Raw genomic sequence first — 14,415 nt, forward strand, 5'->3', positions numbered from 1 at the left:
TCAGATCATTTCCGGGCAGAGACGCAGCGGTGGCCGGCACCCACACGGGTGCCGGCCACCGGCCGTACGTCAGGGGATCAGACCGCGCGGCGCCCCTCGAAGGCCCGACCAAGAGTGATCTCGTCGGCGTACTCCAGATCGCCGCCGACCGGCAGCCCGCTGGCCAGCCGGGTCACCGAGATGCCCATCGGCTTCACCATCAACGCCAGGTAGGTGGCGGTCGCCTCGCCCTCGGTGTTCGGATCCGTGGCGAGGATCAACTCCCGCACCCCGCCGCCACCGAGCCGGATCATCAGCTCCCGGATGCGGAGATTGTCCGGACCGATCCCCTCCAGCGGATTGATCGCGCCACCCAGCACGTGGTAGCGACCGCGGAACTCACCCGTCCGCTCGACGGCCACCACGTCCTTGGGCTCCTCGACCACGCACAGCACCTCGTCGGTGCGACGCTGGTCGCGGCAGATCCGGCACTGCTCGGACTCGGCCACGTTGTAGCAGGTAGTGCAGAACCGCACCAGCTCCTTGACCTTGCGCAGCGCGCCGGCCAGCCGGTTGACGTCGGCCGGATCCGCCGAGAGGACGTGGAACGCGATCCGCTGAGCGCTCTTCGGACCCACGCCCGGCAGCCGACCCAGCTCGTCGATCAGATCCTGGATGGCACCTTCGTACATCTGCCGGCTCAGAAACCGGGCAGGCCGAGGCCGCCCATGCCGCCGGCGACCGGGCCCATCTTGCGCTCGGTCAGCTCCCGGGCCGCCTCGGCGGCGTTGTGCACTGCCGCGACGACCAGATCCTCCAGCGTCTCCACGTCGTCCGGGTCGACGGCCTTCGGGTCGATCTTGATGGCCTTGAGCTCACCGGAACCGGAGACGGTAGCGGTGACCAGCCCGCCGCCGGCGGTGCCGGTCAGCTCGGCCTCGGCCAGCTCGGCCTGGGCGGCGGCGATCTGCTGCTGCATCTTCTGCGCCTGCTTCAGCATCTGCTGCATGTTCGGCTGTCCACCTGGGCGCACGGGATGGCTCCTTCTCGCACTCGTCTGCTCGACCGCCGCTCAGCCTATCCGCTGGGACCGACCTCGCCCCGCCCGGTGCGTCCGCCCACGCCGAGCCTTCGGGTACGGCCACCCCTACCCCGAACCGGCCATCTGCTGGTAGTGCGCCCATAGCCGTCAAACTGGTCTGCTCGTGGCATGAACCTCAACCGCACCAGCCGGGTCGGCGCACTGTGCTGGCTCGCGGCCTCGCCCATCTTCCTCGTCGCCAGCCTGATCACCGGGCTGCGGTGGCGTGAGCCGGCCTACAGTTGGGCCACCCACAACATCAGCGACCTCGGCAACGCCCACTGCGGCGTCTGGGACACCACCCGCCCCCGCTACGTCTGCTCACCGTGGCACCCACTGATGAACACCGCGACACTGACCACCGCGGTCCTGCTCGCCGCCGGGCTCCTGCTGACCTGGCGAATCCTCGGCCGCGGCCCGGTGGTGCGCACCGCCCAGACACTCCTGCTTCTGGCCACCGGCGGTTACGCCCTCGCGGCCCTCTACCCGGCCGACATCGACGAGAACCTGCACGTCCTCGGCGCAGTCCTGATCATGGGGATGGGCAACATCGGCCTGCTCCTGGCCGGCTTCGCCCCACGCACCACGACGCTCGGCCGGTGGCGACGACTCACCCTCACGGCCGGGCTGATCGCGCTGGCCGGAACGACACTGTTCGCCGCCCAACAGGGCCTCGCCATCGGGGTGGGCGGCATGGAACGAGTAGCAGTCCTACCGTTCCCCCTCTGGGCCTGCGCCCTGGCTGTCCTCCTAGCCGAGACCCCACCCCTGCGCGATCTTGCACTTCCTGCTGCGACATAAGGGGCATTTGGCGCAAGACGACGACCGAAACTGCAAGATCGCCGGGCCGGAGGGCTTGTTAGCGGGCGTCGACCTCGTTGATCTTCTCGGCGCCGAAGGTTTCCCGGAGCAGCCGTACCGCCTGCTCCTCGCTGGACTCCCGTGCGGTCTTCTCGTCGATGATCTCGTCCAACGGCTCGTCGCCCGGGTCGAACCCCTCAAGGGCCGGGGCCGGCGCCGCGCCGCCGGGTCGGCCGGCCCGCGCCGGGCCGTCGAAGTCCGGGTCGTAGGGCGGCTCACCCGCCCATTCGGCGTCCGCGACGGGCCGGGCTGCCGCTCCGGTACGCGCACCGCGCCCCGCCGCCGCCGCGCGAGCCGCGGCGATGGCGCTGCTCACCGGCGCACCACCGGCTGCCGCCGGCTGCCGGGCCGCCGGTGTCGGGTTACCCCGCCCGCCTGGCTTACCGCCACCGGCCGCTGACCCGGGACCTCCCGAACCCCCTGGCCCGGTGCCGTTCGCGCCACCACCGTTGGTGCCGCTGCCGTTGGTGCCGCTGCCGTTGGTGCCGCTGCCGTTCCCGGCGTTCCCGTTCCCGGTGCCGCCGTTCGGGCCTGTCGACGCCGGGGTGGAGTAAGGGCTCGACTCGTTTCCGGCCGACGCGCCGCCAGGTCGGGCGGCCTCCGGCCAGTCCTCGTCATCCGTAGCCTCGGCGGCGAGGGCGCCGCCGCCGGGGCGGGCCGCCTCCGGCCAGTCGCCGTCGTCGTCCGCCGCTGGGGCGGACGGCGCTGCGCCCTGCCCACCAGCACCGTGACCAGCGGAAACCGCACCGGCACCGCCGCGCAAAGCCGAGCCGGCAGCGCCGCTCAGGTTCCCGGCGGTCGGCGAGGCGTTCGTCGGACCGGCGGCGGCCGGGGCGTTGGGTCCCATAGTCCCCGGCCCGGCGGAGTTCGCACGTGGCGCAGCGTTCGAGCCAGGCGCGTTCGAACCGGGCGCACCGTTCGAGCCCTGCGCGGGGTTGGAGCCAGGCCCGCCGTTCGGCCCCTGGGCGGGGTTCGAGCCAGCCGCGGGGTTCGTGCCAGACGCCGAGTTCGAGCCGGGCGCGAGGTTCGAGCCAGGCGCAGCGTTCGAGCCAGGCGCGGCGTTCGAGCCAGGCGCACCGTTCGAACCAGGCTCGGGGTTCGAGCCAGGCGCGGCGTTCGGGCCAGCCGCCGCGTTCGAGCCAGGCGCGGCATTCGAGCCAGGCGCGGCGTTCGAGCCAGACGCGGCGTTCGAGCCAGGCGCGGCGCTCGAACCAGACACGGCGCTCGAGCCAGACACGGCGCTCGAGCCAGACACGGGGTTCGTGCTTGGCCCGGCTGGCGGTGCGGTCGTCGGGGCGGCGGCAGTCGGGGTCGCGGCGTTCGTCGCGGCGGCGGGCGTGTCCGACGTGACTGGCGGGGCGGCGGGTCGGGCCGGTGCGGTCTGCTGCGCGCGCGGTGCGCCGGACAGCGACACGCCACCGCGTTCGCCGGCCACCTCGCACCGGATCTGCCAGCGCCCGCCCAACTCCTCGTAGAGCGCGTCGGTGAGCACGGCCGCATGGTCGGCCATCATCTTGGCCAGCACCGTGGACTTCACAGTCAGCACCAGCATGTCGCCGTCGAGTTCGCGGACGACCGCGTCGCGCATCAGGGCGGCGATCCGCTTGTTGGTCCGGTTGACCTTGCCGATCACGTCGGGCCAGACGCGGCGGACCGCCACCGCGTCCAGTGCGGCGGCCGGTGCTCCGGGTCGGGGCGGCGCGGGCGTGGCCGGGTCGGGAAGCACCGCCGACGGTGGCACCACGCGACGGGGGGCCGGCCCGGCGGGCGAGACGGGTACGGCCTGGTCAGCGGTTGCCGACCCGGTCGACGCGCCGGGGGAGGCCGGGATCGGCGAGTCGGCCGCCGAGGCGTACGAGGCTGGCGCACCGGAGGTCGGAGCGGGTGCCCCGGTGACCGAAGCAGCCGGGGCGGGAGCGCCCTGGGCCGGGGACGCCGCCGGGTCGACAGCCCACGGCGGTGCGGAGGTCGGGGCGTTCACTGGTGTCGGGGTGGCGGCAGCCGGGACCGGGGTGGCTTGCTGTGGGCGTACCCCTTGGTGGTTGGTTGGCGCGGAGCCGGCGGCGGCCGACGGCGCGTCGGTGCCGCCCACTGTGAGCCGGCGTTCCATCCGCTCCAGGCGCTGGAGCAGGCCGCCGGTGGAGTCGTCCACGCCGGGCAGCAGCATCCGGGCGCAGATCAGCTCCAGCAGCAGGCGGGGCGCTGTGGTGCCGCGCATCTCCACCAGGCCGTCGTGCACGATGTCGGCGCAGCGGGACAGCGTTGCCGAGCCGAGCTGCGAAGCCTGGGCTGCCATCCGCTCGATCTGGTCGGCCGGGGCGTCGATCAGGCCCTTCGCGGCGGCGTCCGGCACCTGCTGGATGACGATCAGGTCGCGTAGCCGTTCCAGCAGGTCGGAGGCGAACCGGCGCATGTCGTGCCCGGCCTCGGCGACCCGGTCGACGGTGGCGTACGCGGCCGCGCCGTCACCGGCGGCGAGCGCGTCGCACATTTCGTCGATCAGCGCCGAGTCGGTGACCCCGAGCAGCGCGACGGCCCGCGCGTAGCTGACCCCTTCCGCGCCGGCGCCGGCGATGAGCTGGTCGAGCACCGAGAGGCTGTCCCGCATGCTGCCGCCACCGGCGCGGACCACCAGCGGAAAGACCGCCGGCTCGACGGCGACGCCCTCGGCCTGGGTGAGCTGCTCCAGGTACGGGCGGACCACCTTTGGCGGGAACAGCCGGAACGGGTAGTGGTGGGTCCGCGAGCGGATCGTGCCGAGGACCTTTTCCGGCTCGGTGGTGGCGAAGATGAACTTGACGTACTCCGGAGGCTCCTCGACCAGCTTGAGCAGGGCGTTGAAGCCCTGGGTCGAGACCATGTGCGCCTCGTCGATGATGTAGATCTTGAAGCGGCTGCTGGCCGGCGCGAAGAAGGCGCGCTCGCGCAGCTCGCGGGCGTCGTCGACACCGCCGTGGCTGGCCGCGTCGATCTCGATCACGTCGATCGAGCCGGCGCCGTCGGCGGCCAGCGAGCGGCAGGAGTCACACTTGCCGCACGGCTCGGGAGTGGGGCCCTGCTCACAGTTGAGCGAGCGGGCCATGATCCGGGCGCTGGTGGTCTTGCCGCAGCCACGGGGGCCGGAGAAGAGGTAGGCGTGGTTGAGCCGTCCGCTGCGCAGCGCCTGCGACAGCGGTTCGGTCACGTGCTCCTGGCCGATGACCTCAGCGAAGGTACGCGGCCGGTACTTGCGGTAGAGCGCCAGCGTCACTCGTCCCGCCTCCTCTCGACCGAGCCATTCTGCGCCGGTCGGGCGCGGGTGACCACCCACCACCCCGGGCACCGCGGATGCCGTGCTTGATCCACCGCGCCGCCAGGCTTGATCGACTCGGCTTCCTGGAAACCGCGGTGTCCGCATGACCGGGACACCGCGACATCAGGGATGCCGAGTGGATCAACCGGCCCACAGACAAAAAGGCCTCCCGTGCACCCGGCAGAGCTCGCTTATCCTTGCTGCCTTCCGGCCCTGGGGAGGTTCACGAGATACCGCCGCACGGGAGGTGCCGCCCAGCCTACCCGACCGCCGGTCGATCTTCAGGGGGTGGTGGGGTGGCCCGGCCGGGACGGGCCTGTATCCTGGCTCGCGGAGGATTCGCCTAGAGGCCTAGGGCGCACGCTTGGAAAGCGTGTTGGGTTTACACCCTCACGAGTTCGAATCTCGTATCCTCCGCTCACCTGAGCAGCACCAACGACAGGGCCGGCCCCACGGGGACCGGCCCTGAGTCGTCTGTACGGCGGCGTCAGCCCACCACCTGGACGTGCTGCAACTCGGCGTTGGTCAGGTTGGCCCCCCTCGAATCGAGGCTGGTCAGGCGCGGACGCGGGCCCAGGAGAGGAAGCGGTCGGTCAGCCGGGCCGGGTCGACGTCGGTGAGGTGCTCGCCGGCCTCTGTTTGCAGCGTCGCCAGGTAGACGGTCAACGCGAGCCGGTCGTGCCGGTATTCGCCGAGCAGCCGCAGCTTCGCCGCCGAGCAGGGCCAGGCGATGCCGCACGCGGCGCAGCGCCAGGTCGGTCGGGTCGGCAGGTGGTTCCGGTAGCGGCGGCGGGGCATGGGCGGATCTCCTTCGCGGTGGGCGGGGGCCGCCCCGCCTCCCCGTCGGGGGCGACCCCGGACTGACGCCGACCGCCGGGCTCCTGCGCCTCCACCGGCCACGCCGTCTCCTGTGGACCACCCTCGGGAGAGTTACGAGACAGATACACCGCGTAGCTATATGGTTCTCAGATATCTAGGACATCCGATGGAGGAGCCGTGAACGACGCGCTTCCGGGTGGCGCTCAGCGACACCGGGCACACGACCGAATCCCTCGCCGAGACCGTCGGCGTCGACCCGAAGACCGTGGGGCGCTGGTTGACGGAGGACCGCATCCCGCATCCGCGCCACCGGCTGGCGGCAGCGGAGGCGCTACACAAGGACGTGTCGGACATCTGGCCGGACACTTCAAGACGTCGTGACCCCATTTGGTTTCGTCCGTGGCAGGAGATCGAGCGCGAGGCGGTGTCGCTTCGCTGGTTCGAGTCGACAGTTCTGCCGGGGTTGCTCCAGACCGAGGCGTACGCCCGCGCGGTGCTGGGCGACGCGGGCCTGATCCCCCGGGGTGAGATCGAGCGGCATCTCACGGTCCGACTCGGCCGGCAGGGCATCCTCAAGCGGGACGACCCACCGCAGTTCACGGCGGTCGTGGACGAGGCGGTCATCCGCCGTCCGGTGGGCGGCCGGTCGACGATGCGCGAGCAACTGCTGGCCGTGGCGGCGGCGTGCGTCGAGCCGCACATCCGGGTGCACGTCGTGCCCAGCGCGGTCGGCGCCTATGCCGGCCTCAACGGACCTTTCGTGATCGCGCACAGCCACGACCACCGGGTCGCCGGCTACCTCGACAACCAACTTCAGGGACAAGTGGCTAGCGACCCCGAGGACATCGCGGCCATGATGGCGGCATGGGAGAACGTGCGCGGCGAGGCGTTGTCCCACTGGCAGTCGGTCGCACTCATCCAGGAAGTGGCGGAGTCATGGAGCTGAACGGCGCCCGGTGGCGCAAGAGCAGCCGCAGCAGCGGCAACGGTGGCGCCTGCGTCGAGGTCGCCGACAACCTGCCCGGCGTCATCGGCGTACGGGATTCAAAGGACCCGACCGGCCCGGCGCTCGCCTTCGCGCCCACGGCCTGGCGCGCGTTCGTCACCCAGCTCTCCCGGCGCACCTGACCGGCGCCCGGTCACACCGGCAGGTCAGGAGCCGTCGCGGAGATCGCCCAGACGTTCCGCCCGGAACGTGATCTCGTCGAACGTCACACCGCACCCCGCACCGGTCGGGGACTGGCCCGCGAAGCCGATCCGGTCGCGAGACGTGTCGGGGTCGAGGAGGAAGACGCGGATCAACTGCCAGGTCTCACCGTCGACCGAGGCGTGGTAGGCGTAGACCCCGTCGACCCGTGAGACCCGCAACCACACCGACCGGTCGGGTACGACGAAGGCGTTCGCGTCGTCGGCGACACCTCGGCAGATGACCGACACGATCATCGGGTCGCCTGCCGGGGAGAACTCGAAGCACAGCTTGGCCCAGCGCCGCTCGTCGAGCCACAGCAGGAGCACCCCGGCGTCGAAGGTGGCGGCGAAGCCCACCGTGACCCGGGCGCTGAACTGGAAGTCCCCCGTCGGCAGGTCCCCGAGCAGCGTCGCCGCGTTGAGCGTCGACCCGGCACTGACAGTGGTGGTCCCGGCCGCCTCGGCGGAGCCGGTGCTGGGGTCGATGAAGATGTCAGTGTGCGGCTGCGCCTCGACCACCACGGTGCCGGCCGCCTCGTCGACCCGCCACAGCTCGGCGGACGAGGGCGCGAGCGGGAACGGCACACCGGGAACGCTCAGTTGATTGGCCATGGCCAGGACCGTACAACCGTCGCCCCGCCCGCCGATGCCCACTCATCGAGCAGGGCCCGGCACGTCCACCCGTCGGCCGGTACCGTCGCAGGCACGAAAGGCGGGGAATCCGTCGTACACATGTTCTATCCACAGGCTGTGGACGGCGGAGGGCTCGATGGCTTACCAGCTCAGCGCGGTGGTCGCGGACGTCGAACTGCTCCGCGAGCAGACCGCCGAGCTGGATCACGCGGTCCTCGGCGAGCTGCGCCAGGACTTCGCCTTGCTGCCGGTCACCCCGCAGTTGGTGATCGAGCTGACCGGGTCGTTGCCGGATTTCGCCACTGACGACCGGAGTGCCGCGCGCCCGTTCGGCCTGGTGTTGTCGACGGCGCTGGTCGAGGTGCTGACCCGCTGGTCACAGTCGGGGCCGGTGGCCTATGTGGAGGCGGAGTTCGGTGGTGGCGTCGGCCACCAGTCGGCAGCGGTGTGGTTGGGCGGGGCGCTGTCCTGGGGGCCGTGCTTCGACGACGAGTTCGACGCGCCGCGCGAGCAGTGGCCGATCAACTGTGCGCTGAGTCAGCTCGGCGTGGAGCCCGGCACCTGGATCGACAGGTTCGCCGAAGTGGGGTTGCACCTGGAGCGGAACACCGAGGGTTGGCTGGCGCACGGCCGGCGTCGACTCAGCGCCGACTACTGGGACGAGCTGGTCGAACAGTGGGAAAACCAGTAATCCGGCGTGCGGCAGCAACCTGAACGCTCCCGTTCCGTTGGGGACTGGGGGATTCCATGAAATTGCGACAATTTGCGTTTATCGCCACGCTGATGACGGCTGCCTCGATCGCGGGCAGCGGCGTACCGCCTACCGGGTCGATTCCGAACGGCCGGCCCGCCGGCAACGTGGAGATCATCGACCTGAACGGCCTGCGCAACATCGAGTTCGGTGCCACCGAGGACGAGCTGACCCGACGCGGCATCCTGCGTACCAGCCTGGACGCCTGCGGGCCGATGCTCGCCGGCCACGACACGGTCAGCCCGGTCTTCGTGGAGGACAAACTCGTGCTGCTCTGGGTAGGCGACCCGATGCGGACACCTGAGGGCATAACGGCGGGCTCGCCCGTCGGCGAGGTCTGGGACCGCTACCCGGAGGTCAGCCGGCTACGGGCTCCACAGGGGACACACCGGCTCGACGGGTTGCTCGCCCGCAGCGGCGACCGCGCGTACCTGTTCCTGCACGACGGGCGCACTGTCCGAAAAACCATCGCCGGGTACGCGGACTGGGCCCGCCGCCTCTTCGACGAGGGTGCGGGCCCGTGCTGACCCGACAACGTACCGACTGACCTGTCGGGCCCGGTTCGCTCCACGATGGATCGGCCCGGCCCGACGGGTCAGTCGTCGTTCAGCGGCGAAGCGACAGCCAGAAGTCGTACGAGTGGGCCACCGCGAAGTCCGTCCTGCCCGATCCGCCGCCACCGGCGAACATCCGCACGTACGGAGCCTCAGGGCGCAGTCGAGGCCAGCCCGCCCGACCCGTCCGGGCGAAGTCGCTCCACGCGCTGACCATCTCGTCGGAGAGCCGCCGCTGGGTCGGCGTGAGCGCCTCGGCGTAGTCGACAGCGAACAGGTACGGCAGCTCGGCGCAGTGGTACGCGCCGATGGCGAACGTCGGTTCGGGTCCCTCGGTGAAGAACGGCGCGTCCTCGTCGGCGAACTCGTACGCGAACGTCGGCACCCGCCGCGCGAATGCCAACGCGGCGGAGTAGATCGGCTCGGCGTAGTCGTGATCGGTCAGCACGGCGCCCAACGTCGCGCTGGCGGGTTGTGCGGGGTCGCGCGGATAGCGGGCCAGCACCTCCCCCGCGTGGTCACCGAACATGGCGCGCACCTGATCGCGGTACTGGTCGTCGGTGAGCGGGCACGACTCCGGCTCCTGGTCCGGCTTCGGCGGCTCCGGGCAGTTGAGTCCCAACCGTTCCATCCCCCACACCACGAGCCGGGACTCGTCCCGGTTCATTCCGGTCAACACCGGCACCGGATGCAGCCTCCCGGTGGTCAGCGCGTCCGCCGGGTCCACCGGTAGCGTGCGGCCGTCGACGACCGGGCCCAGGTCGACACCCGCGCCGGGATAGCCGACCGTCTCGACCAGCCGGGCGGGGGAACGTCCGCGCAGGCAGGCGGCGACCACAGCCGGGTCGGCGCAGCCGATCCTCCGCGCGAACTCCTGGGCCGCCCCGACCGCCTCGGCCCGGGTCTGGACCGGGTTGGCGCACGAGTTGCTCTGCATGATCGCCCGGTGGAACAGACCAGCGGAGCCCGGCGCGGCGAGCTGCGCGCAGACGCTGGTCGCCCCGGCGGACTGGCCGAACACCGTGACGTTGCCCGGGTCGCCGCCGAAGGCCGCCGCGTTGCGCCGCACCCAGCGCAGTGCGGCCTGCTGGTCCCGCAACCCGAAGTTGCCGATGCTCCCGTCCCGACCGGCCAGCGCCGGATGCGCCAGGAAGCCGAGCGCGCCGAGCCGGTAGTTCACAGTGACGACGACGACGTCACCTCCGGCGGCCAGCCGCTGCCCGCCGTACCCGTCGCCGCTGCCGAACCGGAAGTCCCCGCCGTGCAACCAGACCATCACCGGTCGAGGCGTCCGTGCGGCCGAACGCGGGGTGGTGACATTCAGGTAGAGGCAGTCCTCGGACTCGGAGGGTGTGTCCATCGGCAGCCCTTGCAGTTGCGCGCAGGCGGCACCGGGCCGGCTCGCGTCGCGTACTCCGGTCCAGGTCGGACCGGGCTGCGGCGGGGCCCAGCGCAGCGCGCCCAGCGGCGGGCTCGCGTACGGAATGCCCTGGAACGAGCGGTGGTCTGCCGCGACGGTCCCCCGCACCGCACCCTGGTCGGTCCGGACGACGGCCGCGCTCCGGCGCTCGTCGTTGGCCGCGGCCGGACCGACGGCCATCGCCGGGCCGACGAGGACGACAGCGCCCACCATGACGGCCCATCGGGGGTACGAAACTCGTCTCATGCTCTCCCCATTCAGTCGACGCCGGTACGGCGTACGCACCGGGCTGCGCCGAGCATGTCGAGCTGGCGACCGTCGGGGCCAGGGAGCTCTAGTACGGCAGTGGCACAAGGACGGGGACGCCTGCCGGTGCTCTAGTGCGCTACGGTCACCGCGAGGCCGGCGGGAGGCGACCGTGACGGAGTTCGACGAGACCGCTCCCCCTTATCTGCGCATCGTCGGGGAGTTGCGACGGCGCATCGCGGCAGGCGAGTTGGGCCCCGGCGACCGGGTGCCGTCGACCCGGCAGATCGTCCGGGAGTGGGGCGTCGCCATGGCCACCGCCAGCCGGGCGCTCACCGCGCTTCGCCAGGAGAACCTGGTCCGGGCGGTGCCGGGCGTGGGCATGGTGGTGACCGGCGCGGCGCCGACCACGCCGAGCCGGGGTGCCCCGTCCGCAGGTCGGCGGCTGCCCGTCCAGGGGTTGACCCGCGACCAGGTGGTGCGGACCGCGATGACGATCGCCGACGCCGAGGGGTTACCGGCGCTGAGCATGCGGCGCATCGCGACGGAGTTGGACGTCCCCACCATGTCGCTGTACCGGCAGGTTCGGGGCAAGGAGCAGCTTCTCGTGCTGATGGCGGACGCGGCCTTCGCCGCGAATCGGCTGCCGCGCACGTTCCCGCCCGGTTGGCGAGCCCAACTGGAGTTGCTCAGCCGACTTCAGTGGTCGATCTACCGGCGGCATCCCTGGCTGGCCCAGGTCGTCTCGCTGACCCGCCCGCTGATGGCACCGAACGCCGTCGCGCACACCGAGTGGGCGCTGCGCGCCCTCGCCCGACAGGGCCTGGACCAGCACACCCAGCTCCATCTGGTGGCCGCACTGGCCAACCACGTTCGAGGCACCGCCATCAACCTGGAGCGAGGAGTTGAAGCGGAGCAGGACACCGGCCTGACCGACGACGAGTGGATGGAGGCCCAGGCCGACGTGTTCGGTGGATTGCTCGCGGCGGGCGAGTTTCCCCATCTGGCCCGACTCAGCCGGACAGCGGTCGACCTCGACGCCGAGAGCCTCTTCGACTTCGGCCTGCAACGACTGCTCGACGGGATGGCGGTACTGCTCGAACGGTGACCGCTCAGACCGGCTCGGTGGCCTGCTCGGGCAGGCGCGCCCCGGACGCGGCCACGAAACCGGCGAGCGCGATCTCCGCGGCCTGTCGCAGGTCTTCCCGGCTGACTCCGGCGGCGGCATGCACCGCCTGCCCCTCAGTAACGATCATGACGAAGCGGGCGAGCGCTACCGGATCGGCGTGCGCGGGTAGGTCGCCTTCGGCGACGGCACTGGCGAGCCGGTCGGCGAGGGCACCCTCACCGCCCAGGCGGCTGGTGGCGAGGAACCCGGCGATGGACGCGTTCTCGGTGGAGCAACTGGTGCCGCCCTGGATCGACAGGCAACCGGCCGGTCGGTCGGCGCGGGTCACGGCGATCGTGTTCTCGCGCAGCAGGGTGGCGACCACCTCGTACGCGGTGGGTTGGGCGAAGGCGTCCCTTGCGTACTCCATGTCCTTTTCGGCGTAGCGGGCCACGGCCTTGCGGAACAACTCCTCCTTGCCGCCGAAGGCGGCGTAGAGGCTGGGCTTGTTGATCCCCATGGCCTCGGCGAGGTCGTTCACCGAGGCGCCTTCGTACCCCTGACGCCAGAACACCTCCACAGCGCGCTCCAGCGCCTCGTCGGCGTCGAAGCCCCGTGGTCGACCTCGCTGCGGCACAGCCCATCACCCCTTCTCCGCCCATCCTACCGACAGCGAAAACCGATCGGTACAGAAATTTGCGGACCCGACCGGCGGTTGCTACGGTCGGATACGTACCGCTCGGTACAGAACCTGCTTGAGGCCCGGCCGGCCGCACACGACCACCCCGACAGAGGAGATCCATCGTGGGACAGCTCGACGGCAAGACCGCCCTCGTCACCGGGGGCACCACGGGCATCGGCCTGGCCGCCGCCCGCCGCTTCGCCGCCGAAGGCGCGTACGTCTTCGTCACCGGCCGCCGCAAGGGCCCGGTGGACGAGGCCGTCGCCAGCATCGGCGCGAACGTCACAGGCATCGCCAGCGATGTCAGCAAGCTCGACGACCTGGACCGGGTGATGCGGGCGATCGAGGAGCGGGGCGCTGGGCTGGACGTGGTGTTCGCCAACGCCGGCGGTGGCGAGTTCCGTTCGCTCGACTCGATCACGGTCGAGCACGTGGCCAACACCTTCGACACCAACATCTACGGCACCATCTTCACAGTGCAGAAGGCCCTGCCCCTGCTCAACGAGGGCGCGTCGATCGTGCTCACCGGCTCGACAGCCGCCAGCAACGGCACCCCGGCGTTCAGCGTCTACGCCGCGTCCAAGGCCGCCATCCGCTCGTTCGGCCGCACCTGGGCCGCCGAGCTGATCGGCCGGAAGATCCGGGTCAACACCCTGGTCCCCGGCTCGACCGAGACCCCCGGGCTCGCCGGCCTCGCGCCCAGCGCCGCCGAAGCACCCGGGTTGCTGAAGACCATCGCCTCGGGCGTGCCCATGCAGCGCATGGCACACCCGGACGAGATCGCCAACGCCGCGCTCTTCCTCGCCTCCGACCAGAGCAGCTTCATGACCGGCGGCGAGTTGTTCGTCGACGGCGGCGAGCAGCAGCTCTGACGCTAAAACGCCCGGTCGATCCTCGCGGATCGACCGGGCGTTTCTGCATTTCATGAGCGGTGGCGGAGGGATTTGAACCCTCGGAGGGCGTTAACCCTCACACGCTTTCGAGGCGTGCTCCTTAGGCCGCTCGGACACGCCACCGCCGACGAGGGTACAGGACCGCCGGTTCCGACGCCGAACCGGTATCGCCCGGGCCGGCCTGGCAGGATCTTTGCCATGAGTACGCACATCGGCGCGAAGCCGGGCGAGATCGCCGAGCGGGTCCTGATGCCGGGTGACCCCCTGCGGGCCAAGTGGATCGCGGAGACCTACCTCGAGGGCGCCACCTGCTACTCGACGGTTCGGGGCATGCTGGGCTTCACCGGCCGCTGGAACGGCGTCGAGGTTTCCGTCCAGGGCTCCGGCATGGGCATGCCGTCGGCCTCCATCTACGCCCACGAGTTGATCAACGAGTACGGCGTGAAGACGCTGATTCGGGTCGGCTCCTGTGGCGCCCTCAGCACCGACCTGCAACTGCGGGACGTGGTGGCCGCGATCGGGTCGTCCACCGACTCGAACATGAACCGGATGCGTTTCGACGGGCTGATCGACTACGCCCCGGTGGCCGACTTCGGGCTGCTGCGTACGTCGGTCGAGGTGGCCGAGCGACGCGGCATCACCATGCACGTCGGGCCGATCCTGGCGGCGGACGCCTTCTACACCGACCGGCCGGACCTGTACGACACCCTCGCCGACTATGGCGTGCTGGCGGTGGAGATGGAGTCGGCGGCGCTCTACACGATCGCCGCCCGGTTCAAGGCCCGCGCGCTGACCGTGTTGACAGTCAGCGACCACATCAAGACCGGTGAGAAGACCACCTCGGAGGAGCGCGAGCAGACCTTCAGCCAGATGGTCGAGATCGCCCTCGACACGATCATCGCCTGACC

The 14,415-nt window shown here is 71.1% G+C and carries 15 protein-coding genes, 2 tRNA genes and 1 other RNA gene; 9 read left to right on the top strand and 9 right to left on the bottom strand.

All coding sequences use genetic code 11. The annotated features are described in order from the left end of the window. Positions 1-77: 77 nt before the first annotated feature. Together recR and OHB44_RS32830 are read right to left on the bottom strand one after the other, a co-directional pair. A complete protein-coding gene (gene recR, locus OHB44_RS32825) occupies positions 78-671 on the bottom strand; it encodes a recombination mediator RecR (protein ID WP_238684841.1) in 594 nt (197 codons plus the stop codon). 8 nt (positions 672-679) lie between these two features. Continuing rightward, complete coding sequence (locus tag OHB44_RS32830; protein WP_007466279.1) at positions 680-988, bottom strand: YbaB/EbfC family nucleoid-associated protein; 309 nt, start codon at positions 986-988, stop codon at positions 680-682. Positions 989-1,189: 201 nt separating this feature from the next. Between OHB44_RS32830 and OHB44_RS32835 the strand changes: the two genes are divergently transcribed. Next, the gene (locus OHB44_RS32835) at positions 1,190-1,861 is read left to right on the top strand and encodes a DUF998 domain-containing protein (RefSeq protein ID WP_330439241.1); all 672 of its coding nucleotides are present in this window, start codon (positions 1,190-1,192) and stop codon (positions 1,859-1,861) included. Between the two features lie 58 nt (positions 1,862-1,919). Here OHB44_RS32835 and OHB44_RS32840 read toward each other — a convergent pair whose 3' ends face one another. Beyond that, positions 1,920-5,171, bottom strand: a complete 3,252-nt coding sequence (locus OHB44_RS32840; RefSeq protein WP_330439242.1) for a DNA polymerase III subunit gamma and tau — start codon at positions 5,169-5,171, stop codon at positions 1,920-1,922. A gap of 202 nt (positions 5,172-5,373) precedes the next feature. Beyond that, positions 5,374-5,463: signal recognition particle sRNA small type (gene ffs, locus OHB44_RS32845), an RNA gene on the bottom strand. A gap of 82 nt (positions 5,464-5,545) precedes the next feature. On the opposite strand from ffs, the gene OHB44_RS32850 reads away from it, so the two are divergent. Next, positions 5,546-5,630: transfer RNA gene (locus tag OHB44_RS32850), tRNA-Ser, on the top strand. Between the two features lie 138 nt (positions 5,631-5,768). Here OHB44_RS32850 and OHB44_RS32855 read toward each other — a convergent pair. Further along, entirely contained in the window at positions 5,769-6,011 is a 243-nt protein-coding gene (locus OHB44_RS32855) for a flavin reductase (RefSeq protein WP_238684844.1), read from the bottom strand. Positions 6,012-6,228: 217 nt separating this feature from the next. Here OHB44_RS32855 and OHB44_RS32860 point away from each other — a divergent pair, with 217 nt between their 5' ends. Next, positions 6,229-6,978 carry a helix-turn-helix domain-containing protein gene (locus OHB44_RS32860; protein ID WP_330439243.1) on the top strand — a complete coding sequence of 250 codons (750 nt, stop codon included), beginning with the start codon at positions 6,229-6,231 and terminating at the stop codon, positions 6,976-6,978. After that, positions 6,969-7,160 (top strand): DUF397 domain-containing protein, encoded by a 192-nt coding sequence (locus tag OHB44_RS32865; protein WP_238684846.1) that lies wholly within the window; start codon positions 6,969-6,971, stop codon positions 7,158-7,160. Before OHB44_RS32860 ends, OHB44_RS32865 begins: the two co-directional genes overlap by 10 nt. Positions 7,161-7,184: 24 nt before the next feature. Here OHB44_RS32865 and OHB44_RS32870 read toward each other — a convergent pair whose 3' ends face one another. Continuing rightward, a complete protein-coding gene (locus OHB44_RS32870; protein ID WP_330439245.1) occupies positions 7,185-7,832 on the bottom strand; it encodes a DUF1349 domain-containing protein in 648 nt (215 codons plus the stop codon). 157 nt (positions 7,833-7,989) lie between these two features. On the opposite strand from OHB44_RS32870, the gene OHB44_RS32875 reads away from it, so the two are divergent. Together OHB44_RS32875 and OHB44_RS32880 are read left to right on the top strand one after the other, a co-directional pair. Further along, positions 7,990-8,544 carry a hypothetical protein gene (locus OHB44_RS32875; protein ID WP_238684848.1) on the top strand — a complete coding sequence of 185 codons (555 nt, stop codon included), beginning with the start codon at positions 7,990-7,992 and terminating at the stop codon, positions 8,542-8,544. A gap of 92 nt (positions 8,545-8,636) precedes the next feature. Beyond that, the gene (locus tag OHB44_RS32880) at positions 8,637-9,131 is read left to right on the top strand and encodes a hypothetical protein (protein WP_238684849.1); all 495 of its coding nucleotides are present in this window, start codon (positions 8,637-8,639) and stop codon (positions 9,129-9,131) included. Positions 9,132-9,210: 79 nt separating this feature from the next. On the opposite strand, the gene OHB44_RS32885 is transcribed toward OHB44_RS32880, so the two are convergent. Continuing rightward, on the bottom strand, positions 9,211-10,824 hold the full coding sequence (locus tag OHB44_RS32885) for a carboxylesterase/lipase family protein (RefSeq protein WP_330439248.1): 1,614 nt from the start codon (positions 10,822-10,824) through the stop codon (positions 9,211-9,213). A gap of 172 nt (positions 10,825-10,996) precedes the next feature. Between OHB44_RS32885 and OHB44_RS32890 the strand changes: the two genes are divergently transcribed. Further along, the gene (locus OHB44_RS32890; RefSeq protein WP_330439249.1) at positions 10,997-11,932 is read left to right on the top strand and encodes a TetR/AcrR family transcriptional regulator C-terminal domain-containing protein; all 936 of its coding nucleotides are present in this window, start codon (positions 10,997-10,999) and stop codon (positions 11,930-11,932) included. A 4-nt stretch (positions 11,933-11,936) separates the two neighbouring features. Here the strand turns inward: OHB44_RS32890 and OHB44_RS32895 are convergent, their stop codons facing one another. Further along, positions 11,937-12,569 carry a TetR/AcrR family transcriptional regulator gene (locus OHB44_RS32895; protein ID WP_330439251.1) on the bottom strand — a complete coding sequence of 211 codons (633 nt, stop codon included), beginning with the start codon at positions 12,567-12,569 and terminating at the stop codon, positions 11,937-11,939. Positions 12,570-12,736: 167 nt separating this feature from the next. Here OHB44_RS32895 and OHB44_RS32900 point away from each other — a divergent pair, with 167 nt between their 5' ends. Further along, the gene (locus OHB44_RS32900) at positions 12,737-13,486 is read left to right on the top strand and encodes an SDR family oxidoreductase (protein WP_238684853.1); all 750 of its coding nucleotides are present in this window, start codon (positions 12,737-12,739) and stop codon (positions 13,484-13,486) included. Positions 13,487-13,543: 57 nt separating this feature from the next. On the opposite strand, the gene OHB44_RS32905 is transcribed toward OHB44_RS32900, so the two are convergent. Continuing rightward, positions 13,544-13,630, bottom strand: a tRNA-Ser gene (locus OHB44_RS32905). Between the two features lie 75 nt (positions 13,631-13,705). Here OHB44_RS32905 and deoD point away from each other — a divergent pair. Next, complete coding sequence (gene deoD / locus OHB44_RS32910; RefSeq protein WP_074315244.1) at positions 13,706-14,413, top strand: purine-nucleoside phosphorylase; 708 nt, start codon at positions 13,706-13,708, stop codon at positions 14,411-14,413. The last annotated feature ends 2 nt before the right edge of the window (positions 14,414-14,415 follow it).

It is taken from the genome of Micromonospora sp. NBC_00821, assembly GCF_036347035.1.
Lineage (GTDB): Bacteria > Actinomycetota > Actinomycetes > Mycobacteriales > Micromonosporaceae > Micromonospora > Micromonospora hortensis.

Coding starts and splice junctions, on each gene's coding strand:
- OHB44_RS32880 (WP_238684849.1), top strand. CDS start 8,637: ATGACGGCTGCCTCGATCGCGGGCAGCGGCGTACCGCCTACCGGGTCG.
- deoD (WP_074315244.1), top strand. CDS start 13,706: ATGAGTACGCACATCGGCGCGAAGCCGGGCGAGATCGCCGAGCGGGTC.
- OHB44_RS32875 (WP_238684848.1), top strand. CDS start 7,990: ATGGCTTACCAGCTCAGCGCGGTGGTCGCGGACGTCGAACTGCTCCGC.
- recR (WP_238684841.1), bottom strand. CDS start 671: ATGTACGAAGGTGCCATCCAGGATCTGATCGACGAGCTGGGTCGGCTG.
- OHB44_RS32855 (WP_238684844.1), bottom strand. CDS start 6,011: ATGCCCCGCCGCCGCTACCGGAACCACCTGCCGACCCGACCGACCTGG.
- OHB44_RS32870 (WP_330439245.1), bottom strand. CDS start 7,832: ATGGCCAATCAACTGAGCGTTCCCGGTGTGCCGTTCCCGCTCGCGCCC.
- OHB44_RS32885 (WP_330439248.1), bottom strand. CDS start 10,824: ATGAGACGAGTTTCGTACCCCCGATGGGCCGTCATGGTGGGCGCTGTC.
- OHB44_RS32865 (WP_238684846.1), top strand. CDS start 6,969: ATGGAGCTGAACGGCGCCCGGTGGCGCAAGAGCAGCCGCAGCAGCGGC.
- OHB44_RS32830 (WP_007466279.1), bottom strand. CDS start 988: ATGCAGCAGATGCTGAAGCAGGCGCAGAAGATGCAGCAGCAGATCGCC.
- OHB44_RS32835 (WP_330439241.1), top strand. CDS start 1,190: ATGAACCTCAACCGCACCAGCCGGGTCGGCGCACTGTGCTGGCTCGCG.